General features: G+C 28.8%; 21 protein-coding genes. 9 read left to right on the top strand and 12 right to left on the bottom strand.

Going from position 1 to position 25058, the window contains the following annotated elements; genetic code table 11:
* The first annotated feature begins 5 nt into the window (after positions 1–5).
* From BM335_RS03335 to BM335_RS03300, 8 genes are all read left to right on the top strand, one after another.
* A complete protein-coding gene (locus BM335_RS03335) occupies positions 6–983 on the top strand; it encodes a glycosyltransferase family 2 protein (protein WP_090223150.1) in 978 nt (325 codons plus the stop codon).
* Positions 984–1356: 373 nt separating this feature from the next.
* The gene (locus tag BM335_RS03330) at positions 1357–2496 is read left to right on the top strand and encodes a glycosyltransferase family 4 protein (RefSeq protein ID WP_143102376.1); all 1140 of its coding nucleotides are present in this window, start codon (positions 1357–1359) and stop codon (positions 2494–2496) included.
* A gap of 44 nt (positions 2497–2540) precedes the next feature.
* Positions 2541–3626, top strand: a complete 1086-nt coding sequence (locus BM335_RS03325; protein WP_177219142.1) for a glycosyltransferase family 4 protein — start codon at positions 2541–2543, stop codon at positions 3624–3626.
* On the top strand, positions 3619–4971 hold the full coding sequence (locus tag BM335_RS03320; protein ID WP_143102375.1) for an O-antigen ligase family protein: 1353 nt from the start codon (positions 3619–3621) through the stop codon (positions 4969–4971). Before BM335_RS03325 ends, BM335_RS03320 begins: the two co-directional genes overlap by 8 nt.
* Positions 4943–5947 (top strand): glycosyltransferase family 4 protein, encoded by a 1005-nt coding sequence (locus BM335_RS03315; RefSeq protein WP_090223140.1) that lies wholly within the window; start codon positions 4943–4945, stop codon positions 5945–5947. Before BM335_RS03320 ends, BM335_RS03315 begins: the two co-directional genes overlap by 29 nt.
* Entirely contained in the window at positions 5947–7230 is a 1284-nt protein-coding gene (locus BM335_RS03310; protein ID WP_090223275.1) for a phenylacetate--CoA ligase family protein, read from the top strand. The genes BM335_RS03315 and BM335_RS03310 overlap by 1 nt, the downstream gene beginning before the upstream one ends.
* Before the next feature lie 3 nt (positions 7231–7233).
* Positions 7234–7977: a glycosyltransferase family 2 protein gene (locus BM335_RS03305; protein ID WP_090223137.1), complete on the top strand. Its 744-nt coding sequence runs from the start codon at positions 7234–7236 to the stop codon at positions 7975–7977.
* Positions 7978–8007: 30 nt separating this feature from the next.
* Entirely contained in the window at positions 8008–9390 is a 1383-nt protein-coding gene (locus BM335_RS03300) for an exopolysaccharide biosynthesis polyprenyl glycosylphosphotransferase (RefSeq protein WP_090223135.1), read from the top strand.
* Here the strand turns inward: BM335_RS03300 and BM335_RS03295 are convergent.
* From BM335_RS03295 to BM335_RS03240, 12 genes are all read right to left on the bottom strand, one after another.
* Positions 9387–10151, bottom strand: coding sequence for a TIGR02757 family protein (locus BM335_RS03295; protein WP_090223133.1), 765 nt, complete (start codon positions 10149–10151; stop codon positions 9387–9389). The genes BM335_RS03300 and BM335_RS03295 overlap by 4 nt on opposite strands.
* The gene (gene miaA / locus BM335_RS03290; RefSeq protein ID WP_090223131.1) at positions 10144–11055 is read right to left on the bottom strand and encodes a tRNA (adenosine(37)-N6)-dimethylallyltransferase MiaA; all 912 of its coding nucleotides are present in this window, start codon (positions 11053–11055) and stop codon (positions 10144–10146) included. Before miaA ends, BM335_RS03295 begins: the two co-directional genes overlap by 8 nt.
* A complete protein-coding gene (locus BM335_RS03285; protein WP_090223129.1) occupies positions 11048–11878 on the bottom strand; it encodes an ion transporter in 831 nt (276 codons plus the stop codon). Before BM335_RS03285 ends, miaA begins: the two co-directional genes overlap by 8 nt.
* Positions 11879–11881: 3 nt before the next feature.
* The gene (locus tag BM335_RS03280) at positions 11882–14680 is read right to left on the bottom strand and encodes a caspase family protein (protein WP_090223126.1); all 2799 of its coding nucleotides are present in this window, start codon (positions 14678–14680) and stop codon (positions 11882–11884) included.
* Positions 14681–14686: 6 nt separating this feature from the next.
* Positions 14687–16108 carry a C1 family peptidase gene (locus BM335_RS03275; RefSeq protein ID WP_090223124.1) on the bottom strand — a complete coding sequence of 474 codons (1422 nt, stop codon included), beginning with the start codon at positions 16106–16108 and terminating at the stop codon, positions 14687–14689.
* A gap of 192 nt (positions 16109–16300) precedes the next feature.
* Complete coding sequence (locus BM335_RS03270) at positions 16301–18262, bottom strand: transglutaminase family protein (RefSeq protein ID WP_090223121.1); 1962 nt, start codon at positions 18260–18262, stop codon at positions 16301–16303.
* Between the two features lie 11 nt (positions 18263–18273).
* On the bottom strand, positions 18274–19353 hold the full coding sequence (locus BM335_RS03265; RefSeq protein ID WP_090223119.1) for an exonuclease domain-containing protein: 1080 nt from the start codon (positions 19351–19353) through the stop codon (positions 18274–18276).
* 3 nt (positions 19354–19356) lie between these two features.
* Positions 19357–20025, bottom strand: a complete 669-nt coding sequence (locus BM335_RS03260) for a YggS family pyridoxal phosphate-dependent enzyme (protein ID WP_090223116.1) — start codon at positions 20023–20025, stop codon at positions 19357–19359.
* 42 nt (positions 20026–20067) lie between these two features.
* Complete coding sequence (locus BM335_RS03255) at positions 20068–21309, bottom strand: DUF1015 domain-containing protein (RefSeq protein WP_090223113.1); 1242 nt, start codon at positions 21307–21309, stop codon at positions 20068–20070.
* Between the two features lie 124 nt (positions 21310–21433).
* A complete protein-coding gene (locus BM335_RS03250) occupies positions 21434–22384 on the bottom strand; it encodes a D-2-hydroxyacid dehydrogenase (protein WP_090223111.1) in 951 nt (316 codons plus the stop codon).
* 24 nt (positions 22385–22408) lie between these two features.
* On the bottom strand, positions 22409–23470 hold the full coding sequence (gene serC / locus BM335_RS03245) for a 3-phosphoserine/phosphohydroxythreonine transaminase (RefSeq protein WP_090223109.1): 1062 nt from the start codon (positions 23468–23470) through the stop codon (positions 22409–22411).
* A 79-nt stretch (positions 23471–23549) separates the two neighbouring features.
* Positions 23550–24611 carry an acyl-CoA reductase gene (locus BM335_RS03240; RefSeq protein WP_090223107.1) on the bottom strand — a complete coding sequence of 354 codons (1062 nt, stop codon included), beginning with the start codon at positions 24609–24611 and terminating at the stop codon, positions 23550–23552.
* Between the two features lie 59 nt (positions 24612–24670).
* Between BM335_RS03240 and BM335_RS03235 the strand changes: the two genes are divergently transcribed.
* Entirely contained in the window at positions 24671–25021 is a 351-nt protein-coding gene (locus tag BM335_RS03235; RefSeq protein ID WP_090223105.1) for a 4Fe-4S binding protein, read from the top strand.
* Positions 25022–25058 lie beyond the last annotated feature (37 nt).

Raw genomic sequence — 25058 nt, 5'->3', positions numbered from 1 at the left:
ATTTTATGAAATTTAGCCTAATTATTTGTACCTATCAGCGAAAAGAAGCTATTGAACAACTATTAAATTCAGTTACCCATCAAACCTTGTATCCTTCCGAAATTTTAGTTGTTGATGGTTCAATAGATACTGAAACCCAAACATTTATTGAAGCATCCAGCTATAAAAATCTACACTACTTTTTGGTAGAAGCAACAAATAGGGGATTAACAAAACAACGCAATTTTGGAATTTCAAAAGTTGCAATAGATAGTGAAATTGTTTGTTTTTTAGATGATGATACCATTTTAACTCCCACTTATTTTCAAGAATTACTTAAAACGTATCGGATTAAACCAGATGCTTTGGCTGTTGGGGGCTACATAGCCAATGAAGTAAAATGGAGTAATGCTGTAATAAAAAATGGCTATTGCATAGATGGCTATTGTAGAAAAGAAAGTGTACGTTTTCAACTTCGTAAAAAATTAGGACTTATTGATAATACACCACCTGGCTTTATGCCTACATATTCACATGGTCGCTCTATAGGTCATTTACCTCCTAGTAATAAAGTTTATCCTGTGGAGTTCTTTATGGGTGGAGTGGCTTCCTATAAAAAAGAAGTAGTTGATAAAATTCAGTTTTCTACCTATTTTGAAGGCTATGGTTTATATGAAGATCTAGATTTTTGTTTGCGAGTTGCGAAACTGGGAAATTTGTATGTAAACACAGCAGCTCAATTAGCGCATGATCATCACGAAGCAGGAAGACCAAACAAGTACAAGTACGGTAAAATGGTAGTACGCAATGGTTGGTATGTTTGGCGTGTAAAATACCCGAAACCAACATTAAAAGCTAAATTGTTATTTCACCTAAATGTAATTGTGTTATTAAAACTGCGTTTTATCAATAGTATTACTGGAAGTCATAAAAAAGAAGCATTTACAGAAGCTTTAGGTAGATTGGTTGGTTGGTTTTCATTATTTTTGAATAAACCTAAATAACCGTATGAAATTCGCTATAATAACACATGCCGAACATAAAATTCATGAGCAGCAAATAGTTGCGTATGAACCCTATGTGAAAGAAATGAATTTATGGTTGAAGCATATTGATGAGGTTCAAATTGTTGCTCCGGTTGCTAAGGGTAAGAGAAGTGAAATTGATAGTAGTTATCAACTAAAGAGACAGATTCCCAATCAAGTTGGGAATGACGAATACGTAGTACAGGTCTCAAATCAAATTCAGCAAGACGAATCTGAACGGCATCCTCAGCTTGGCGACAGCAAACGTCATCCTCAGCTTGGCGACAGCAAACGTCATCCTCAGCTTGGCGACAGCAAACGTCATCCTCAGCTTGACTGGGGATCTCAAGAATTGGAAAACGAGTATAAGATTCCGGATCAAGTCCGGAATGATGGAATAAAACTAATTGGCATACCTTCGTTTGATATCACTTCATTGAATAATAGTATGAATGCATTGCTAAAAATTCCAAAAATTTGTTATAAAATTTACCAAGCCATGCAATGGGCAGATCATATTCATTTGCGCTGCCCAGGAAATATTGGATTGTTAGGATGTTTTGTACAAATATTATTTCCAAAGAAACCAAAAACGGTAAAATATGCTGGAAATTGGGATCGAACAAGTAAGCAGCCAAGAAGTTACAGGCTTCAAAAATGGATACTTTCAAATACTTTTTTAACTAGAAATTGTAAAGTATTGGTATATGGAGAATGGCCGAACCAATCAAAGAATATTGTACCCTTTTTTACTGCAAGTTATTCAGAAAAGGAGATTGAAGCGATTGAAATTAGAAGCGTTTTGGGTTTTAAGAAGCAGATTCCGCATCAAGTGCGGAATGACGGATACGATGGGCAAGAATCAAATGAAGTTCAGCATGTCGATTCAGAACGTCATCCTCAGCTTGACTGGGGATCTCAAGATTTGGATTTCGACAAACAGATTCCGCATCAAGTGCGGAATGACGGAATACTAAAATTCATCTATGTTGGTGGATTAACACCAGGAAAACAACCATTGTTAAGTGTTCAAGTAATTCATAAACTGAAAAAGAATGGCTATAATGTTCAGTTAGATATGTATGGCGATGGTGTTGAAAAAGCTAAAATAACAGATTATATTTTAGATAACTCATTAGAAGGTATTATAATTTTACATGGAAATACTTCAAAAGAAATTGTAAAAAAGGCCTATCAACAAGCTCATTTTTTAGTATTTATTTCAAAATCTGAAGGATGGCCAAAAGTAGTTGCAGAAGCTATGTTTTGGGGATGTGTTCCTATGACAAGTAATGTATCATGTGTTCCAGAAATGTTGGGAAATGGTAGTAGAGGAACTATTGTTACTGCTAATTTAGATGAGATTGTAAATGCTGTAGAAAACTATGTTAATAATGACAGTTTGTATGCTCATCACGCTCAAAATGGTATGGATTGGTCTACATTGTATACATTGGAAAAGTTTGAAGATGAGATTAAAAAGTTATTGTAATATTCCCATCCAAGAGGGGAAATGTGATGAATGAAAATAAATTAATGAACAAAACCATAAAAGTCATACAAATTATAGATTCTCTACATCCAGGAGGTGCTGAAATGATGGCAGTAAATATTGCTAATGGTTTGTATGAGCAGGGAGTTGAATCGCATTTGTGTGCCACTCGTGTTGAAGGTTCTTTAAAAAATAATATTGCTAATGGAGTTGGTTATTTGTTTTTAAATAGAAAGCACACATTAGATATACAAGCAATTTTAAAGTTACGATCTTATGTTACTAAACATCAAATAACTATTGTTCACGCACATTCATCGTCATTTTTTGTGGCAGTATTGTTGAAAATAGTAAAGCCATCAATTCAAATTATTTGGCACGACCATTATGGAAATAGTGAGTTATTACACGAAAGAAAAAGTTTTGTGTTAAAATTTTGTTCCTATTTTTTTAAAACTAGTATTGCAGTTAATCAATTATTGTTAGATTGGGCAACTATAAATTTACATAGTAAAAATAAAAAGTATTTAGCAAATTTTGCTCATTTAAATACTACTGTTGAAAAGAAAACATTTTTAAAAGGCATAGAAGGGAAAAGAATACTATGTTTAGCCAATTTGCGCCCTCAAAAAGATCATTTAAATTTATTAAATGCTTTTAAAATAGTGCACCAATATTGTCCTGATTGGACGTTACATTTAGTGGGAACTGATTTAAATGACCAATACGCTTCAGAACTAAAAGAATTTATACAAAAAGAAAGATTGCAAGCGTTTGTATTTATTTATGGTAACTGTGCAGATACCTTTGAAATTTTAAAACAAGCATCTATAGGAGTACTGGCATCAAAATCTGAAGGCTTACCTGTTAGTTTATTGGAATACGGACTGGTTTCTTTACCGGTAGTTGCAACAGATGTTGGAGCGATACGTAATGTAATTATTGCAAATAAAACGGGTATATTGATTCCTGCTGCTAATCATTTAAAATTAAGTGAGGCATTATTGAATTTAATAAATAACAAAGATACAAGCATTCAATTAGGAGCTGCATTGCATATATTTGTAACTAAATATTTTTCTAAGGAAAAATATATAAATGAATTAATTAATAGATACCAATTTGTATAGCTTTTCAAAATATACACGCACATTTTTAACATTATTACATTTGGTATTAGGTGTTTTATTGTTATTAGGTAGTGTTAGTAAGATTTATTCAATTCTTATATTATTTATTGGCTTGTTAGTTATTTTTAAAACTAAAAATAAACATAATGAAGCTATGTTTTGGAGTGGTTATTTGGTTGGTGGAGAAGTATTGTTTAGAATGTCAGGTGGTATGTTTTTTCATGAGTTACCAAAATATGCAGTGTTACTATTTTTATTTATGGGATTAATGGTAGAGACCAAAAGACATCATGTATCCGTAAGTTACCTCATATATATATTATTATTATTAATTGGCATTGCCTTTGTTGATATTCCTTTTAATGAATCTATACGAAAAGCTATTGCTTTTAATTTAAGTGGTCCAATTCTTCTAGGTGTAGCTGCTATTTATTTTTATGGAAGAAAAATAACATTAACAGCACTTTTAAATGTATTATTTGTAATGTGTTTACCTATTATTTCCATGCTAAGTTATTTGTATTTTAAAACACCTGATATAAAAGATATAGCATTTGGAGGAACTGCAAATTTTGAGACTTCTGGAGGTTATGGCCCTAATCAAGTAGCTACGATATTGGGATTGGGGGTTTTTATTTTGGTTGTGCATCTTTTTTTAAAAAAGCGCTTTTTATTTGTTTTTAGTCTAGATATTTTGTTGCTGTTATATTTGTTATTTAGAGGATTGATTACACTGTCAAGAGGAGGAATGCTAACTGCATTTATTGCGATTGTTGCTTTTGCCTTTTTTTATATTTTATCTAGAGAAGATAGAGTAATAAGTTTTTTAAAATATGCTGGGTTAATGACATTGTTTTTGTTAATTACTTGGATATATTCTGCTGATTTAACAGGAGGCATGTTAACCAATAGATATGCTAATAAAAATGCAGCTGGTGTTGTAAAGGAAGATGTTAGTACTGGAAGAATTGATTTATTTGAAAGTGAACTGGAGGCTTTTTTTGAACACCCATTTTTTGGAATTGGAGTTGGGGGGTCAAAATATAAAAGAATAGACGAATCTGATATTGTAGCAGCATCACATAATGAAATAAGTAGACTTTTAGGAGAACATGGTATGATTGGTTTACTAATTTTGGGAATTCTTTTAATTATTCCAATACGTAATATGTTTAAACAACCTTTACTAACAGTAGCATTTTTAAGTGCTTTTTTAATATTTTGGTTTTTAACCATCAACCATTCTGCCATGCGTGTAGCATTTCCTGCTTTTATTTATGGTTTAAGCTTAATAATTTTAGAAAAAGATAAAGAAAATGAAGAAGCTACTGTATATAGGAAATAATCTTTCTCATGGAAATCCAACCACCATTATACAACTGTCTTTAGCCTTAAAAACTGAAAATGTTGAAGTATTGGTATATTCTAATAAGAAAAATATATTTTTTAGATTATTGGATATGTGTTGGGGAATCATAAAAAATTATAATGCATCATACATTTTAATTGATACTTATAGCACCGCTAATTTTTATTATACATTTATAACATCACAAATAGCAAGACTATTGCATATAAAATATATTCCGATATTACATGGTGGAAATTTACCTAATAGGTTAAAAAACAGTACCTTATTGTCAAAAATGATTTTTAAGAATTCTTATATAAATGTTTCACCTTCTAAGTACTTGTATCATGAATTTTCAAAATCAGGTTATGATACAATCTATATACCTAATGCAATTTCAATGCGTTTGTATCCGTTCACTTTAAGATCAGTGTTTACTCCAAAGCTTTTATGGGTACGTGCTTTTGATGAAATTTACAATCCAAAAATGGCAGTAGAAGTACTTTTTGAGTTAAAAAAGAAATATAAAAATGCAGCGTTGTGTATGGTTGGTCCTGATAAAGATGGTAGCTTACAAGAAGTAATTGATTTGGCTAAAACTAAAAGTGTAGCTGACTCTATTGAATATACAGGATTGTTAAGTAAACAGGAATGGATTAAAAAATCTAAAAACTATAGTTTTTTTATAAATACAACTAATTTTGATAATATGCCTGTAAGTATTATTGAAGCTATGGCATTGGGTTTGCCTGTTATTTCAACAAATGTAGGAGGAATGCCTTATCTAATTGAAGATGGTGTTACAGGAAAATTAGTTGCTAAAAATAATGTTTTACAAATGGTAAATACTATAGAAAGTATTATTGAAAATTCATCTTTAGGTATTGAAATTACGAAAAATGCAAAACAACAAGTGACACATTTTGATGAGGCTATTGTAAAAAAAATGTGGTTAAATTTATTAAAATAATGCTCTATAAATTAATTTTTAAAATTGGTCAATATTTTAGAAACCCTTCATTAACAAATAATTACTTGTTTTTGAAGGCTTCAGAAAAATGGTCTTTAGAAAAATTACAAGCATATCAACTGTTAAAACTACAAGCATTAGTTACATTTTGTTACCAAACTTCACTTTATTATAAAACCATTTTTGATGAAATTGGTTTAAAACCAGAAGACATTCAATCATTGAATGACATAAAAAAAATACCAACAATATCTAAACATGAACTGATTCATTATAACGCTACAATTCACACTTCAAAAAAAATAAGAAAGAAATTTAAAGCATCAACTTCTGGTACTTCAGGTAGCTCATTAACATTTTGGAAAGATGAACATGCCGATTCATTTAATAGAGCAAGCATTTTTAGAGGTTATTCTTGGTATAATGTAAATCCTTGGGAGCGAAATTTATATTTTTGGGGGTTCCAATTTTCTGTAGTTTCAAAAATTAAATATAGTATTTTAGATGGGTTACAAAACAGATTTAGAATGTTTAGTTACAATGAAAATACCATAAAAAAAATAATTCCTAAATTTTCAAGCCTTTCCTATATTCACGGTTATTCCTCTATGATTTATGAAGTTGCTAAAATTTACAACAAACTGCATTTAGAAAAACCTAAAAAATTAAAAATGATAAAAGGCACTTCTGAAAAAGTATTTCCGGCCTATCAAAATGAGATAATCAAAGCGTTTGGATTGCCAATAATTAATGAATACGGAGCTGCTGAAACTGGTATTATTGCATTTGAATGCCCTAAAGGAAATATGCATTTAAATATGGAAGGTGTAATTGTTGAAGAGGTTAATAATGAAATATTGGTTACAAACTTACAGCAAACTTCATTTCCCATATTGCGCTATAAATTAGGAGATTACGTTACGTTAAGTGATGTTAAAGTTCAGTGTGCTTGTGGAATACAACATACTATAATTAAAGAAGTTACAGGAAGAGTTGGTAAAGTTGTTTTAGGGTTTAAAGAACAATATCCGAGTTTATATTTTTATTATATTTTTAAAAACTTAGGGTTAAAATACCAGTTATATTTAAATTATCAAGTAAAGCAACACGAAAAGGGAAAATTACTATTTTTAATAGAACAAGATTTAAGTATGGGGCAATTAGAAATCTTAAATAAAGAAATTTTTGCTTATTTTAATACAGATATAGTTGCTGAAATTACATATAATCAGAGAATTTCATCTAACTTAAAAAAACAAGAAAGTTTTATTTCAACAATTTAGTACATGAATAACCCTTTAATTTCTATTATTACTCCCAATTTTAACGCAAGTCAATTTATTTCGCGCACAATAAATAGTGTGCTTAATCAAACGTATAAAAATTGGGAACTGCTAATTGTTGATGATTGTTCTACAGACAATTCAGTTGAAATAATAGAAAAATTTGTTTTAGAAGATGCGCGAATAAAACTTTTTAAAACACCTCATAATTCGGGACCAGCAAGTACCAGAAATTTAGGTATTAAACAAGCGTCAGGTACTTATATTGCTTTTTTGGATAGTGATGATTATTGGGATGTAAATAAATTAGCAATTCAAATTAAAACAATGCTTGAAAATGAGCTATCTTTTACATTTACAGGGTATTATGTAGTGAGTGAAGACAATCAAGAGTTAAAATTAGTAAAGCCTAAACACATAGTTAATTATACTGATTTATTGACAAACAACTATATTGGTTGCTTAACGGTAATGTATTCTGTTGATGCTTTAGGGAAAGTGTATTTTCCAAATATATTAAAGCGACAAGATTGGGCTTTATGGTTAGCTATAACAAAAACAGGAATAAAAGCAATTGGCATAGATAAGCCTTTAGCATATTATACCAAAAGAAATAATTCAATTTCAAGCAATAAATTATTGCTATTAAAATATAATTGGATAGTTTATCGTAAATTTGAAAAAATTAAATTGTTACAATCATTAAAATTGATGTTCATTTTAATTATAAAAAAAATTTTGAAATAATTGTTTTTACTTGTATTTCATAAAAATTAAATGCCAAATTCTAAAATACATTTCTCCCTATCTGAACGTAAATTATATTTGCGATTTTTAGATATGTTTTTCCCCATTTTTAGCTTTTATTTAATTAGTTTACTTACAGATTATCAGTATTTTAATTTTAATAATCCACAGATTTTTACCTGGAGTATTTCGTTAAGTATTTACTTGTTATTTTTTGGTGAAATATTTGAAATGTATAACTTAAAAGTAGCAAGTGATATTTATTTAACCCTTAGAAGTACCATACTTACCGTAGTGTTTGCAACGTTGTTTTATGTTTTTACACCGTATTATTCTCCTTTACTACCCCAAAACAGGTTACAAATACTTTATTTTTTCGGAGTACTTTTAGTTGCAATTTTATGCCACAGATTTATTTACATCAAATTTATTTTTTCTCCACGATTTTTAAAAAATATATTAGTTATTGCTGAAGAAGAAGAAATTGAAAAAATATTGGCCTGTAAACAACATCAAGAAATAAATACTATTAAGTGTTATGTTTCCAATGAAAGAATTGAAAATGACACTCTAAATTTTATAAATGTTAACGATGCTAATATTGCTTTTTTGGTAAAAGAATATGCTATTAATGAAATTGTTGTAGCATCAAACAATAGTAAGTTAATTACTAAAAGTATTAATAATCAGTTAATTGCAATTTTTGAAAAAGGATTGAATATTAAAAGCGTTGATAGTTTTATTGAAGATGAAACTTTTAGAGTTTCAGAAAATAAACTAACACATAATTTTTATAATTATTTTACATTTAGTAAAAGTCATCAAAATAATTTATACATGGCTTTTCATAGAATTTTAGATATTGTTATTGCTATTATAGGAATACTTACACTTGTAATTTTAGTTCCTGTAGTACTTTTAGGAAATTTATTGGGCAATAGAGGAAAGTTAATTTATACACAATTGCGTGTTGGAAAAAGAGGCAAAGTATTCAAAATTATTAAATTTCGTTCAATGGTTTCTAATGCTGAAAAAGATGGTGCAGTTTGGGCTCAAAAAAATGATATGCGTGTTACCAAATTTGGTAGATTGTTGCGTAAGTCTAGAATTGATGAAATTCCTCAATTTATAAATGTTTTAAAAGGTGAAATGAGTTTAATTGGGCCAAGACCTGAACGACCTGAATTTGTGAAACAATTAGAAAATGAAATTCCTTATTACGCCATGCGTCATGTAATTAAACCAGGTTTAACAGGTTGGGCGCAGGTAATGCATCCGTACGCCAGTACTTTTCAAGATCAGCAAGATAAATTAATGTACGATTTATATTACATTAAAGAGCGAAATTTGTTGATGGACTTTAAAATTATTGTTAAAACAATTAGTACCGTTTTATTTTTTAGAGGAAATTAAAATTTTTCAAAAACTCCCAAACCAAACAACGCAAAATCGTATTTTACAGGATCAAGTTTATCCATTTTCCTTAAGTTGCTATCAAGTTCAGCCAATGCTTTAGCATCGTTTTGTTTTCTTTTAAGCAATCCTAATTTTCGGGCAACATTTCCAGAATGCACATCTAGCGGACACGATAATTGAGCAGGAGAGAGATGTTTCCAAATACCAAAATCTACATCAGCTGCATCATTTCTAACCATCCACCGTAAAAACATATTGATCCGCTTTGCAGCCGAACCTTTTAAAGGGTCTGATATGTGTTTTTCGGTACGTTTTAAATGATTAATTTCAAAAAAAACATTTTTGAATTGATGTATAGCAGGTTGTAACGAGTTTTTTGTAGCTGAATTTTGAAAGATAGTTTCTAAACCGTTATAATTTTTATAAATATGATTTAATGCAGTTATAAAATAGGAAAAATCGTCACTGTTAAAGGTTCGATGCACAAAATTATCAATGGTATTTAAATGTTCTTTTTTATGGTTCATTACAAAATCAAAAGGAGAATTACCCATTAAGTCTATCATTTTATGAGCATTTTTAATAATCATTTTTCTATTTCCCCAAGCAATAGTTGCAGTTAAAAACCCTGCAATTTCAATATCTTGTTTTAATGAAAATAAATGAGGAACTTGAATAGGATCACTTTCAATAAATTTTGGATGATTGTATTGAATTACTTTTTCATCTAAAAATTGTTTTAGTTCTGTTTTATTCAAAATGTAATAATTCGGTTATTTTTTTTATGATTTCAGCGGTATTTTCATCAAAGTTAAACCAATGAATATCAGTATCTTTTTTATTCCAAGTAACTTGTCTTTTAGCAAACCTTCTGGTATTTTTTTTAATCTCTTCAATGGCAAAATCTAAAGTAAACTCATTTTCAAAATAGCTAAATAGTTCTTTGTAACCAACAGTTTGCAAGGCATTTAAGTCTTTGTGTGGATGTAGTTTTTTAGCCTCTTCTAGCAAACCTTGTTGCATCATTATATCAACTCGTTGATTGATACGTTGGTACATGATTTCTCTTGGAGCTGTTAATCCTATTTTTATAGTTTTAAAATTTCTTGGATGTTTATTTTTATTTTTAAATGAAGCGTAGGTTTTTCCTGTACCAATACAAATTTCTAAGGCTCTAATTAATCTTTGAGGGTTTGCTATTTCAATGGTTTGGTAACTTTCAATATCCAATTTTTTTAATTGTTCTTGAAGTGCGGTAATTCCATTTTGTTGTAACTGATGATTCAGTTGTTTTCTAATATCAGGAGAAACTTCTGGAAAATAATCTAACCCGTCAATTACAGCGTTGGCATATAAACCACTTCCTCCAACAAGCACCACTACATTATGTTTTTTAAATAACTCTTCTAATTTTTTGATTGCATCTTTTTCAAAATCGCCTACACTATAATCATCAAAAATTGATCTGTTTTGTATAAAATGATGTTTTACTGCATTCAATTCTTCTTTGTTGGGAACTGCAGTGCCAATTTCCATTTCTTTATAAAATTGGCGAGAATCACATGAAATAATTTCAGTATTCAAATGTTTTGCTAATTGAATGCTTAATGTTGTTTTTCCGATAGCAGTTGCTCCAACAACAGCAATTAAATACTTATTCATAATTTAATTTTTCGCCACAGTTACTACAAAAACTTGAATTGTCTAAATGTTTATCTGAGCCACAGTTTGCACAATGTTGTGTATTTTTAGGAACGTTATCTATTTTAGCCATTTCAGAAGAAACAATCCCTGTTGGTACGGCAATAATTCCATAACCCAAAATCATAACAATACTTGCAATAAATTGCCCAAGAGGAGTTTGTGGTGATATATCTCCATAGCCAACTGTTGTTAAGGTAACAATTGACCAGTACATACTGTAAGGAATGCTTGTAAAACCGTTTCTAGGACCTTCAACTAAATACATAATTGTTCCTAAAATAATGGTAAGCACTAAAACGGTTAATAAAAACACAATAATTTTAATTCTACTGGCTTTTAAGGCTGTAGTTAAAATTTTTGATGCACCTAAATAACGGGCGAGTTTTAAAATTCTAAAGACTCTTAAAAGGCGTAATGCACGTAATGCAATTAATGCGTGAGTACCAACAAATATTAAAGATATATATTTTGGTATGGTGGCTAACAAGTCTATAATTCCGTAAAAACTAAAAATATATGAACTTGGTTTTTTTATAGTAAAAATCCGTAAAACGTATTCAATGGTAAATAAAATGGTAATTATCCATTCTGCAATATTTAAAAAGTTGTGATAATTTTTATTTATGCTTTCAATACTTTCTAGCATAACTAAAATGATACTCACTATAATAGTGAGTATCAAAAGTATGTCAAACCATTTTCCAGCAGGAGTATCTGCTTCGTAAATAATTTGATGTATTTTTTCTTTCTGTTTCTCGAAAGTTGTTTTAGTTTCTTTCAATTATTATTTTTTAATAAATATAAAGTCTCCACCTTCATCACCAATACCATGTATTACACCGTATTGCGGAACATTAGGACTGTTATTTGCAACAGGTGTTTTTATGGCACTAAATAAGTCTAATGCAGACATATATTTTTCATTATTATTTTTTAATCTATCGATTAAGTATTTGTAAAATACACTTTTATTTGGAACTGTTTTTAAAGTTCCGCTTGTAATTGCTTTTTTACTTGGTAATTCATATAATTTTTTAAATGCCGTTGGTGCATCTTCTGTTAATGCTCTAGATTTAAAGATACTTCCACTAAAACAAGCATCAGAAATTAGTAATGTATGTTTAGATTTTATTCTTTTAATTGTTGAAACAATTACAGAATTTTGAATCCAATTTGCAGTGTATTCTTTTTCAGCATCCGAAGGTAACCAATATCCAACTTCAGAATCTTCTTCATAAACACCGTGGCCAGCATAAAAAATTAATAAATTATCTTCATCAGTTAATTTTTTTCGTAAATCATCAAAAGCATTTAAAATTTCAGTTCTTTTAGCATTTACCAATACTTTTACATTTTCAGGCTTAAAATTATAAAATGTTTTTAATATAGTGGCTAAACCTTCGGCATCTTTATTTGGTAAATCTTCTAAATCTACAATTTTTGCATCACCATATTCACTAACACCAATTAAAAGTGCATAATATTCTCCGTTATTGGTGGTAACAACATTGTCATTATCGTCATCATCATTGTTATTGTTGTTATTATTAACAACCACTACCGGAGATTCTCTTTTGAAAAAGAATTTTTTTGTTGTTGTTTTTCCTTTAATATCAGCCGCTGTAACTATCAATTCATTATCGCCATATTTTAAAGGAACATCTGCATTAAAATCTCCATTTGCTGTAACATAGGCATCAATATCGTTAATTTTTACGTAGTAAATACCATCTTTATCGGTTGCTTTACCTCTAACTTGAATATTTTTTGTTTTTACAATTTTAAATCCTCTTGAAACAACTTCTGGTTCAATAATTTCTATTTCTGGAGGATTATTAAAATCTTCTTGAAGGTATTTAATTTTAAAATCATCAATTTCTAATACTGTTTTATCATAAATTACCCAGCCAAATCCTGTACCTGGCAATGAATATACATCAATTTTATCTAAATATTGATTGTTGATAAAGAACCTAAATTGATTTCCGTTTTTACGAATACTTAAATGGTTTGGTGCGGTTCCTGTTGCAATATACGGACTCTCTGTCCAATCAAAAACAATTGTTTTTTCTCCATTTATATATTTGCGGAGTAAATAACTGCCATTATTGGTAATAAAAAATTCATATTTATTATTGTCGTCTTTTTTGCCAAATACAAATGCTAAACTTGTATTTGCCATTGTTTTTCTTTCTAAAGTGGTTTCAATTTCAAAATCTTTAGATTGATTAATAGTTACATTTTTACCAAAGTACCATCCACCAGTTTCTCTTTTGTGCTCAATGTGGTATTTGCCATTTGCAACGTACGAATAATAATTTTCAGTATTTGCAGATACCCACGAAGCGCTGTTATTGCTAAAATCTTCATTAATGATATAATCTTTATCATTATTGTCATTTGTTACAATTACATTTTTTTTGCCATCTAAATACTGAATTGTTAAATAGTTTACTGCAAATTTTTGCGTTGAAAAAGCCACAAAACCAATATTATTGCCAAAAAATGGTGCATAAGAAATTTCATTTACATACGTATCATTAATATAAAATGTATATTTATTTTGATCTTTTTTTATTTTTAATTTATTGGCTACTCCTATATTTTTGTTAATTGCATCTGTAGTTTTCCAATCTATAATATTAGTATATACGCCATTTTCATATTTTGATATTCTATAAAAACCAGTACCCGAAATATTAAATAAGTATTGATTATTAGCATCGTTTCTTCCAAAAACTAATCCATAACCACTATTATTTTCACCAGAAATTCGTGTTAATTCAGTTTCAATTTCAAAATCTTTGTATGAATCTATTGGAGCATTGATAAATCTGTAAATACCTGATGATTTTTTAAATTGATCAAAATAATAATTTCCAGCTTGTAAATAAGTATTCACATCAGCATTTGATCCTGTTGGCCAATAATTTGTATTTGAGGAAAATTGTTCATTAAAAGCAAAATTTTGCCCATTAGATAAATACGAAACATTTATGTTATCAATTCCAATTTTTTGATTTTGATTTACAACAAATCCAACTCTATTAACATCAATTGCTTTTAAAGTTGCTGTATAAATTAATTTGTTATTTACATAAAAATTGGTGGTATTTCCTATTTTACTAATACTTAGTATGTTTGAAGCTTCTTCGGAATTATTAGTATAACTTGTATATTCCCAATTTTTTAATGCAACAAATTGATTGGTAGATTTGTTGTAATTGTATAAAGAAAAATAGCCCTGGCTGGTTATTAAAAACTCATAATAATCATTATCAGTACCCCAATCTAAACCATAACCAGAGTTTTTAACGCCGCTAATTTTTTTAATTGCAGCTTCAATTTTATAGTCTCTTTTGGTATCAATTGTTATATTTTGAGTTGTTAGCCAGCTTCCTTGTAGTTGCTTATGTTCAAAATAATAAAAGCCATCTCGAACTGAAAAAGTTCTTTTGTTATCACTTCCTTCATACCAATTGTTGATGTTTGAATTGAAATTGTCTGAAAAAATTTCTGTACTATTTTGAGCTATAATGGTTTGAAAACAAAATAATACAAGAAAAAGAGCTTTAAGTTTCATAGTATTCTATTTATGGTTTACTTCTATAAATAATGGTACAATAGCTGCATTTTTATTTGTTGAAGTTGCTTTAAAAGCAATTGAGTTTTCTTGTAATTGTAAATCTTTACCAGCATATAAATAAGGTTTTAATATAGATTTTAAATTACTCGTAAATTCTCCGTTCATTTGTTTTAAGGATGTAAATATTGAATTTAAATCAAGCATTTTTGTACTGTATAAAATGCATAAAATATCTGTACCAGGCTTGTTATCAAATTCAATAAAATAATCTTCATTTGGAATGGCAATTTCACTTTTTGAGTATCCAAAGTAAGCGCTGTAGTTTTCAAAAGGATATAATTGATTGATAGATTTATCGCTACCGCCATAACCAATTAAATAAATATAAGCAGCTTGTTGGCTATCAAAATAAATTCTGAATTGAGTTCCAGAACTATATGAATCAACAATTTTGTAGGTGCTTTTGCTTGCTGCAACTATATTAAAGTTTCTTGTTGCATCTGGTAAAAGTTGCGCTTTCATAGTTGTTCCATTGCTTAATTGAAGTTTCATAGAACCTTGTAAAGCAATAGTTTCAGGTTTAGGTTCTTCAATTTTATCAATCATTACATAGGCAGTTTTTACATAACTTTCAAAGTTATTATATTTTACCCAAATAAATCCGTTGTTTCCCCAAGTTGCCCCCCAAGAATTCATAATTTCAAAAGCACCGCCATCTTTGTTATCATCATAACCAACTACTACCATTGCATGTCCACCAATTCTGCCTGATTGTAATCCGCTCCAAGTTCCTTTGGTATAATGAAATGTATCTGATATTTGCATACCAATTACTACCGGATTGTTATTTGCAATTGCTTTTTTTACTTTTAAGGCTAGGTTAGAAGGATTGTCCCAATTTGCTAACCTTTCAAAATTTTCAATTTTATTCATACCTGCAATTTCAAGTGCGCTATCAGTAGGCAATAAGGTGCAACTTTGTTGATTGTAATTGAAATCACTTAATTTTAAAATGCCATATTTTTTAATAAGCAACATGGCATCCGAAACATAAGATCCGTTTTTACAAGCGGTGTCTGTAGGTCCTTTAATTAAGTTATATACAAATGCTGGTGAAAAAGTGTTTTCATTTATTTTAGCAATGTTATTTGCCCATTTATTTTTAATCGCATTTGAAATTGTTCTTGCTCCAAAACCACTTGCCCATCCAACACATGATGGTTGAGCTCCTTGACTTTGTGGCGTTGGGCAATATGCTTTTAAACTGTAGGAAGCTGGTAAATCATCTAAACTTCTTGTTGTTAATGGAGCGGTTAATTCAATAGCCTCATACTTTTCTTTGTCTAATAACAATCCTGTTGTAAATTGTTCTTGACTAAAAATGATGGAAGTGAAGCATAAAAATAAGAGCGTAATTTTTTTCATTGCTGACAGATTTTATTTATAATTAATAAATGAGCTTTTAAAGTGCTCATTTACAAATATAAATTTTACGCATAACATAAAAAATACGCTAAATGCCGTATATTTTATATTACGATATTTTTTTAATGATTTTTTATGCGAAAATTGAATTTATTGCAAAGCCTGTTTTTACATACATAAATTAATTAAAACTTAAATTATTTTAATTGAAATAGGTTGTTTTTGAGTTATTATAATTTGTTTAAAATATTCTTGTAAAAACTCATAATCTGAATTGTAGTATACTGCCTTATTTATAGTAATTGTGCTGAACAATCCTAATTTAGAATTACTAAATTTTTTGGTAGTATGAATAAATTTTCCGCCATTTTCTGGTAAACTTATGGCTACATTGTTTGGAAATGATTCAATTTTATAGTTTTCAGGTATTTCTAACATAAAATTAACCACATACTTTTTTGGATGACCAAAATTAACAGGATATAATCTTTTATTTTGTTTAAAAGGGTTTTGTTTAAATTGTTCTGTAAAGTATGGATTTATAAGATGTGTTGTTGCGTTTGTTTTATTTTCAATTACAATATCAATAATTTGTATAAGCGGTTCATTTAAATTGTCTTTGTTTTCAATTTTATAATCTGTTACTTCCAGTTTATTGAAGTCTTTTTCAAAATCAGACATTAAATACTCAATACTTCTATTTTCAATTTTTTTACGTTCAGAAATGGCATCATAACCAAAACTCAATTTTTTTATTTTTCCAGTAATTGTACCATTTTCATCTAATTTTAAATCTACATTTAACTGACTTTTTGAATTTTCTATTGGAATAATATCTGTCCAATAACTGTCATTTTCAAAATCCATTACTCTTCCATCTTTATTTAAACATCTAAAAGGTAATGTGCCAAACGGCGTAAATTTATCAGTAGCATCAAGAAAATAGGTGGTATTGTTTATGGTAGTTTTTGCAATAATATAATTAAAGTCAGAAATTACTGGATGCAATTTTGTTGGAAAACCATTTTCACGAGTTGAAATTAATACAAGATCACAGTTTATATTGGCTGCTTTCAGGGAATTAATTAGTGAAATATTAATTTCACCTACATTTCCTATTTTGGTTTTATAACTTTCTTTAATATCTATATCTTTAAAAATGTTGTATTTTTTGTTCCAGGTATAATAAGATTGAATATAACTATAAATAGCTTTTGCTTTATCTAATTCTGAAGTTATTGTATCAATTTCTGGCGGTAATTTATCTTTAAAAAAGTTAGTTTTTTTAAATTGTCCACCTATATTTTTATCTGTTTTAAATTCACGGTCAACTGCTTCCCAGGTTGTTGTGTATTTTTGTTTTCTACCATCAAACCAAATAAAATCTGCTAATTCAAATTTAATTTTTGATATGAAGTTTTCCTCATTAGTCATGTAATCTTCAGGTGTAAAAGCAGGAATGTCTTTTATGGCATACGTTACATTTTCACAATTTGCAGTATTTACATATCCAGGTACTCTAAAGCAATCTTTTTTAATATCTGAAGAATTAACATCTAGTTTTAAATAACCATTTAAAATTCGGTTGTAGTAATAATTTCCTGGTATTGAAGCTTTGTATATACTGTAAACTTTAGGAATACTAGATTGAAATTTCCATCCTGTTAAATTAAATTTAAAAGGAGAGTCTACCGTATATTCTAATTCTATAACACTTCCGTCTTTTAAATTGGGCATTGTAAATTTAACTTCATTTACATTCTCAGTCAATTTATCTTTAAAAATTTGAGACTTATTTAAATATGTTTTTGTAAAACCGTTATGAGTTATTGCTTTAATATCAATTACTTCTTCGCGTGCATTATTTGTTTTATACAATTTAATACTAAAAGTTCCATGTTCAAATCCGTTAGAATTAAAGAGTTTTATTTTTTTATAAAATTTTGTACTAATAATTATTTTATCATTTTTAAGATCAAATGTTGTAGCACCCATTTCAAAGAGTACAACAGCATTGGCTAAAGTATCTTTATCATATTTTTTTAAATCGAGTTCTTCTTTTGATACAATGCCAAATTTATAGTTATCAAAATTTTGAGCAATTGTGGTTGAAATTAAAAGTAATGTAATAATAAGGGTAGCAATCTTTTTCATCTTTTTTAAGTTTAAAATCGAATGAGCTTTTCGACTTTGTTTTTTTGTAAGTAATTTTTTATAATATACCTATTTTCAATAGAGTTTTCCATTGGTGAAATAAGGGTTCTTAGTATTTCTATATTATTAATCTGATATTCTAAATTTACGTAGCAATAGCCTTTAAATTGATTGTTTTCAATAAGTAAAACAGATTTTTCGCCAATAGATCGCCCTTTATCAATCACTAATAAATTTTCGTTGCTAAATTCAATTTTAGAAAACTGTTGTTTTTTTGTAAAGTTGAATTTAGGTTTGTTGGTTTTAATTTCTTCTAAATATTTTAGTTGTGCAATTAAATCGTTTCCTGTTTCTTCATAAGAAACAGACACTACACTGTTTTGTATAATAGTTGCTTTTTTGGAAGATCTTAAAAATAACTGATTAACTGCTTTTTGTATATTTAAACCTTTGCCAATATAAAGAATGTTGCTGGTGCAATTATGTACATAAAACAAGCCAATCTTTTTAGGAAGTTCATCTAAAATATTTAATAATTTAGGTGCTAATTTTCTTGTTGTATCAATTTTAATAGCACTTTTAATAATTTCTTTATGAACGTCTTTACTTAGTAAAAGTTTGAATAATTGTACGGTGGCAAGGGCATCACCTTCAGCTCTATGTCTACTAGAAACAGGTATACCTAACGATCTGCAAAGTTTTCCTAATTTATAGGAATCTTGTTCTGGAATTAATTTTTGACTTAATTCTACCGTACACAACGTTTTTCTTTCAAAATCAAAACCCAAACGTCTAAATTCGGTTGTTAAAATTCTATTATCAAAATTGGCATTATGTGCCACTAAAACACAATCTGTAGTTATTTCAACAATACGTTTTGCAACTTCGTAAAATTTAGGAGCATTTTTAAGCATTCCGCTATTTATGCCAGTTAAATTCACTACAAAAGGTTGAATTTCTCTTTCAGGATTAATTAAACTAATAAATTGATCAACTATTTGATGCCCGTCAAATTTGTAAATAGCAATTTCAGTAATTCCTTCTTGATTGAATTTACCGCCCGTGGTTTCTATGTCTAATATTGCGTACAAAAATTAATTATAGTTTCTTGTTCCAAAAATTGAACTACCAATTCTTACCATTGTACTACCTTCTTCAATGGCTATTTCATAGTCGCCACTCATTCCCATTGAAAGTATTGTGGGGTTAAAATTGGTTGTTTTGTATTTTTTTGATGAATTTAAGTAATTTTTTAGTATTCTAAACTCATTTTTTATAATAGTTTCATCATCTGTAAAAGTAGCCATTCCCATAAATCCTTTTATACAAATGTTATTTAAATTTTTAAGATTCTCATATGCTAATAGTTGAGTTGCTTCAGTTGTTGATAATCCAAATTTGGTATCTTCAGAAGCAATTTTTATTTGAAGCAAACAATCAATAACGCGGTTATTTTTTATAGCTTGTTTGTTAATTTCTTCTAGTTTTTTAAAACTATCAACACCGTGTATTAAACTTACAAAAGATGCCATATATTTTACCTTGTTGCTTTGTAAATGTCCAATCATATGCCATTGAATATCTTTAGGCAGCGCTTCATATTTTTCAGCCATTTCCTGAATTTTATTTTCTCCAAAAACACGTTGCCCTGCGTTATAGGCTTCTAAAATATCAGATTCAGGTTTTGTTTTTGAAACAGCAATTAAGGTAACTTCTTTTGGTAATAATTTTTTAATGTGTTGTAGGTTTTCTGCGATACTCATAAAATATAAATGCTATTAAAGTTCAAAGATACTTTAATTTTGCTAATCATTTATTTCAAAAATGGTTAAACCACTTCTTAATTTTGGTTCAATGTATGTACTTTTTGGTGGCATACGTAAATCTTCGTTTACAACTGCTTTTAGCTGATCGACAGAAACAGGAAACAAACCAAATCCAACTTTAAAACCACCAGAATCTACTTCTTTTTTTAATTGTTTTTTGTCTAAAATAGCTGGTAGGCACTTAATTCTAGGATCCGTTTTTAAATCGTAGATTCCTAAAATAGGTTTTAATATTGTTTTATGAATGATGTGCGTGTCTAGGTCAGAAAGTGCATTGTTAATTTTATAATTGGTATTTTTTAAGTACAACGAGTAGTAATTACCGTTTAAATACATACTAAAATGATGTTTTTTACTTGGCTTATATACTTTTTCACCTTTTAATTCAATGGTATAAAATTCACTTAGTTTTTCTAAAAATTGTTCGCTGGTATAACCATTTAAATCTTTTACAAATCGGTTAAATTCTGATATTTTTAAATTGGCATCAGAAATTAAATATCCCATAAAATAATTATAACATTCCTCACCAGTATGATTTGGATTCTCAGTTTTCAATTTATTTGCTAAATAATTAGATGAAGCTGTTCTATGATGTCCATCGGCAATATAAATAGCATTCATTTTTTTAAATTCTTCAGAGATGGTTTCAATATCAAATTCATCATCAATAATCCACATTTTATGCAGTCGTTTTGTATGAGTCATAAACTCATATTCTGCTCTGTGTTGTGAGTATTTTCTATAAATTCTATTTAAAGAATTATTATCAGGATAGGTGAGTAGTACAGGCTCAGCATTAAAGCCTGCAATACCTAAATAATTCCCGAAAAGTTCTTCTCTTTCCTTTAATGTATCTTCGTGTTTTTTTATGATGTTATTTTGATAATCTTCTACATGAACTGCTGCAATAATTCCCCAAAAAACATCTTTTCCGTACGATTTTTGATGTAGATAATAATTTGGTTTTGTGTCTTTTTTATAAATTTCTTGGTCTTTAAAATCTTGATAAGTTTTATGTACCATTTTAAATTTTTCTTCGCCCGATAAATTAATGTCATTTACATATCCAGGTTTTATTATATGAAGAAAGGAGTAAGGGTTGTAACTTAATTGTGCTTTTAACTCTCTTTTAGAATATTGATCATATGATCTTGATGTTGCAAGAGCAGCTTTATCTCGTGTAGGTCTAATTGCTCTAAATGGTTTGATATTTGCCATATTGATAAAATGAGTTTGTTGCGTTATTGATAAATTAGCTATTCAAATATACGTTAATATTACATTTTAATCAAAAAAAAGGATGCTATTTTAGCATCCTTTTAATTTATTTTGGTATTTGTAATTATTTTAAAATACTTACAATTTGTTCAGCAAGTTCTGTTCCAATTCTATCTTGAGCTTCAGCTGTTGCTGCACCAATATGAGGTGTTAAAGATAAAGCAGGATTCATTAATAATTGAATTTCAGGCGTTGGTTCATTTTCAAAAACATCTAATGCAGCACCTGCAATTTTACCAGATTCAATTGCTTTTACTAAAGCAACTTCATCAATAACACCACCACGAGCAGCATTTACAACAAAAGCACCATCTTTCATTAAATCTAATTCTTTTGTAGAAATTACGTACTCTTTTTGAGCCGGTACATGAAGTGTAATAAAATCAGCTTGTTTTAAAACTTCTTCTTTTGAAATGGTATTGATATTAAAAAATAACGCTTGACCATCAAAAAATTCAACTTCTAAATTTACAGCATCAATAAATGGATCAAAAGCAATTACTTTCATTCCTAAACCTAATGCAATTTTTGCGGTTGCTTGTCCTATTCTTCCAAAGCCTAAAACACCTAATGTTTTTCCTTTTAATTCAATTCCTTTACCATAGTTTTTTTTAAGTGCACCAAATTTAGCATCGCCTTCTAATGGCATATTTCTATTTGATTCAGGTAAAAAACGCACTAATCCTGATAAATGAGCAAATACTAATTCTCCAACAGAATGTGATGAAGCAGCTGGTGTGTTTATTACTTTTAGTCCTTTTCCTCGGGCATATTCTACATCAATATTATCCATTCCAACACCACCACGACCAATAATTTTTAAAGAAGGACAATTGTCAATAATATCTTTTCTAACTTTTGTAGCACTTCTAACAAGTAATACATCAATATTATTTTTATTTATATAATCTACTAGTTGGTCTTGTGCTACAGTAGTTAAATCTACTTCAAAACCATTTAAACCAAGTGCTGCAATACCACTTTTAGCTAAACCGTCATTTGCTAATACTTTCATTTTATATTTATTTTTTTAGTTATGCTATTTTTCTAGTTGTTGCATGGCTTTAATAAGAACTTTAACACTTTCTAAAGGTAAAGCATTGTACATACTTGCTCTGTATCCACCAACTGATCTGTGACCTTTAATTCCGCTTATTCCTGCTTCATTCCAAATTTTATCGAAAGCTTCTTTATCACTTTCATTTGTTAAGTTAAAAGTTACGTTCATTAAAGATCTATCTTCTTTTGCTGCATATCCAACAAAATGCGGATTTCTATCAATTTCTGCATATAAAAGAGCCGCTTTTTCTTCGTTAATTTTTTCAATTGCTGAAATTCCACCTAAATCTTTTAACCATTGTAAAGTTAACATTGAAACATATACAGGGAAAACAGCCGGTGTATTATACATACTGTCTTTTTTAATATGAACCTGATAATCAAGCATTGAAGGGATTGTTCTGCCTGTTTTTCCTAAAATTTCATCTTTAACAACTACTAAAGTTGTTCCTGCAGGGCCCATATTTTTTTGTGCACCAGCATAAATTAAATCAAATTGAGTAAAATCTAATTGGCGAGAAAAAATATCTGAGCTCATATCACAAACTAATAAGCTATCAGTTTTAGGGAATGTTTTTAATTGTGTTCCGTAAATTGTGTTGTTAGATGTGCAATGGATGTAATCTACATCTGTTGGAACTGTGTAATTTTTTGGTATATAATTAAAGCCTTTATCTTCTGATGAGGCAAACACATTAATTTCTCCCATCATTTTTGCTTCTTTAATAGCTGCTGTACTCCAAGTTCCAGTATTCATATAGCCAGCTTTTCCATTTACTTTTAATAAATTGTAAGGTGTCATTAAAAATTCTAGACTTGCGCCACCTTGTAAAAATAATACAGAATAGCCTTCGGGTAAGTTTAATAGTTCTTTTACTAAACTACGCGCATTTTCCATTACATCTACAAAATCTTTGCTTCTATGCGATATTTCAATTAATGATAAATTTAAATTGTTGAAATTAAGTACTGCATCAGCAGCTTTTTTTAAAACTTCTTGTGGTAAAATACAAGGACCTGCACTAAAATTATGTTTTTTCATTTTTTATAATATGAGTTTAGTTCAAACAAATTTCGTGAAAAAAAGAGAAATAGCCCTAATTTATTTACTAAAAAAAAGGTTATAATTTTAGTAAAAATGAAATTGTATCAACATTATCTGCATAATTCCATAATTTAGGATGTTGAGTTTGCCCAAATTTTACGAAATCTACAACGTTTTCGTTGCTTACAACGCATTGAATATCTGATTTTTCAGTATTTAGTTTATTTAGTAAATTATCAAAATCATCATAAAATTCGTAAAATACTGTTGCTATGGGAGATGCGTAGCTTTTATCTTCTTTTAACATTACAAATCCGTTTTCTAAAATATTGAACAAACTCATAATATAAACTGCTTTGTTATAGTCGTAATTGTTCTCGTATTTTTTATAATTTATAATGTTATTAAATTTGTAAATGGCTTTAAAAAGCATATCAAAATTATAATTTTTTGGTACAAATAATTTTGAAACACTTCTGCAACCTAATCCAAAATATTGAAAAATATCTTCGCCTAATAATGCTAATTCTTCTTCAGTTTCTTTTCCTGTTAAAATAGCTACAGAATTTCTGTTTTGACGAATAATTGAAGGATATTTTCCAAAATAATGCTCAAAATATCGTGCAGTATTATTACTTCCAGTTGCAATAACCGCATCAAAATCAGTTAAAACAGTATCAGTAAAAGTAATTTTATTTTTAAAATATGGATTTGTGTGTTCTAAAAACTTAGCAATTAATGGCAAAAAATGTTTGTCGTTAGATGATTGTTTTATTAGCGCTTTATTTCCAGTTATTAATACCGATAAAAAATCATGAAAGCCAACTAAAGGAATGTTACCAGCCATTATAATGGCAATAGTTTTAGGAGATGTGTTTTTGGAGAAACTATATTTAGAAGTCCATTCAATTAAATTTTCTACGCTTAAAGCTTCACTCCAACTTTCAAAGGCTTTTAAAACATTTTCTTTGGTAAACCAACCATTAAATTCTTGTGCCCGTTCAATTTGCATTTTAAAAGCATCAAAAAATAATGTATTTATTTCAGAATTTGAATGTTTTTCAATTTTAGCTGTTGAAAATTGTTTAAAGAAAATACCCAATTTTTGAAATGCATTTATCCGTTGCGCTAAATTCATTGAAATAATTTTTTAGATTTAAAATTTTATATTTGCACAAAAATAATCTAAATAATAGTATGGCAATAAAAATAACCGATGAATGTATTAATTGTGGCGCTTGTGAACCTGAATGTCCTAACAATGCCATTTATGAAGCATCTGAAGAATGGCGTTATGCTGATGGAACCTCACTTTCAGGAAAGTTAGTATTACCAAATGGAAAAACTGTAAATGCAGAAGATTCGCAAGAACCAGTTAGTGATGAGTATTATTTTATAGTAACTGATAAATGTACGGAGTGTAAAGGCTTTCATGATGAACCACAATGTGCAGCTGTTTGCCCAGTAGATTGTTGTGTGCCAGATGAAGAGAATGAAGAAACGGAAGAACAATTACTTGCTAAACAACGTTTTTTGCATAAAGAATAATTTATTATATTCGCCTAATTAAAAAATTTCAAATTTT

The organism is Lutibacter maritimus (assembly GCF_900116115.1).
Classification (GTDB): Bacteria; Bacteroidota; Bacteroidia; order Flavobacteriales; family Flavobacteriaceae; genus Lutibacter; species Lutibacter maritimus.
Note: the sequence above shows the minus strand (reverse complement) of the source record. Positions and strands in the feature narration are given on the sequence as shown.

Bases quoted from the DNA above. Each gene is read 5' to 3' on its own strand.
- BM335_RS03335 (WP_090223150.1), top strand. From the start codon at position 6: ATGAAATTTAGCCTAATTATTTGTACCTATCAGCGAAAAGAAGCTATT.
- BM335_RS03325 (WP_177219142.1), top strand. From the start codon at position 2,541: ATGAACAAAACCATAAAAGTCATACAAATTATAGATTCTCTACATCCA.
- BM335_RS03315 (WP_090223140.1), top strand. From the start codon at position 4,943: ATGAAGAAGCTACTGTATATAGGAAATAATCTTTCTCATGGAAATCCA.
- BM335_RS03310 (WP_090223275.1), top strand. From the start codon at position 5,947: ATGCTCTATAAATTAATTTTTAAAATTGGTCAATATTTTAGAAACCCT.
- BM335_RS03305 (WP_090223137.1), top strand. From the start codon at position 7,234: ATGAATAACCCTTTAATTTCTATTATTACTCCCAATTTTAACGCAAGT.
- BM335_RS03300 (WP_090223135.1), top strand. From the start codon at position 8,008: ATGCCAAATTCTAAAATACATTTCTCCCTATCTGAACGTAAATTATAT.
- miaA (WP_090223131.1), bottom strand. From the start codon at position 11,055: ATGAATAAGTATTTAATTGCTGTTGTTGGAGCAACTGCTATCGGAAAA.
- BM335_RS03280 (WP_090223126.1), bottom strand. From the start codon at position 14,680: ATGAAACTTAAAGCTCTTTTTCTTGTATTATTTTGTTTTCAAACCATT.
- BM335_RS03275 (WP_090223124.1), bottom strand. From the start codon at position 16,108: ATGAAAAAAATTACGCTCTTATTTTTATGCTTCACTTCCATCATTTTT.
- BM335_RS03270 (WP_090223121.1), bottom strand. From the start codon at position 18,262: ATGAAAAAGATTGCTACCCTTATTATTACATTACTTTTAATTTCAACC.
- BM335_RS03260 (WP_090223116.1), bottom strand. From the start codon at position 20,025: ATGAGTATCGCAGAAAACCTACAACACATTAAAAAATTATTACCAAAA.
- BM335_RS03255 (WP_090223113.1), bottom strand. From the start codon at position 21,309: ATGGCAAATATCAAACCATTTAGAGCAATTAGACCTACACGAGATAAA.
- BM335_RS03250 (WP_090223111.1), bottom strand. From the start codon at position 22,384: ATGAAAGTATTAGCAAATGACGGTTTAGCTAAAAGTGGTATTGCAGCA.
- serC (WP_090223109.1), bottom strand. From the start codon at position 23,470: ATGAAAAAACATAATTTTAGTGCAGGTCCTTGTATTTTACCACAAGAA.
- BM335_RS03240 (WP_090223107.1), bottom strand. From the start codon at position 24,611: ATGAATTTAGCGCAACGGATAAATGCATTTCAAAAATTGGGTATTTTC.
- BM335_RS03235 (WP_090223105.1), top strand. From the start codon at position 24,671: ATGGCAATAAAAATAACCGATGAATGTATTAATTGTGGCGCTTGTGAA.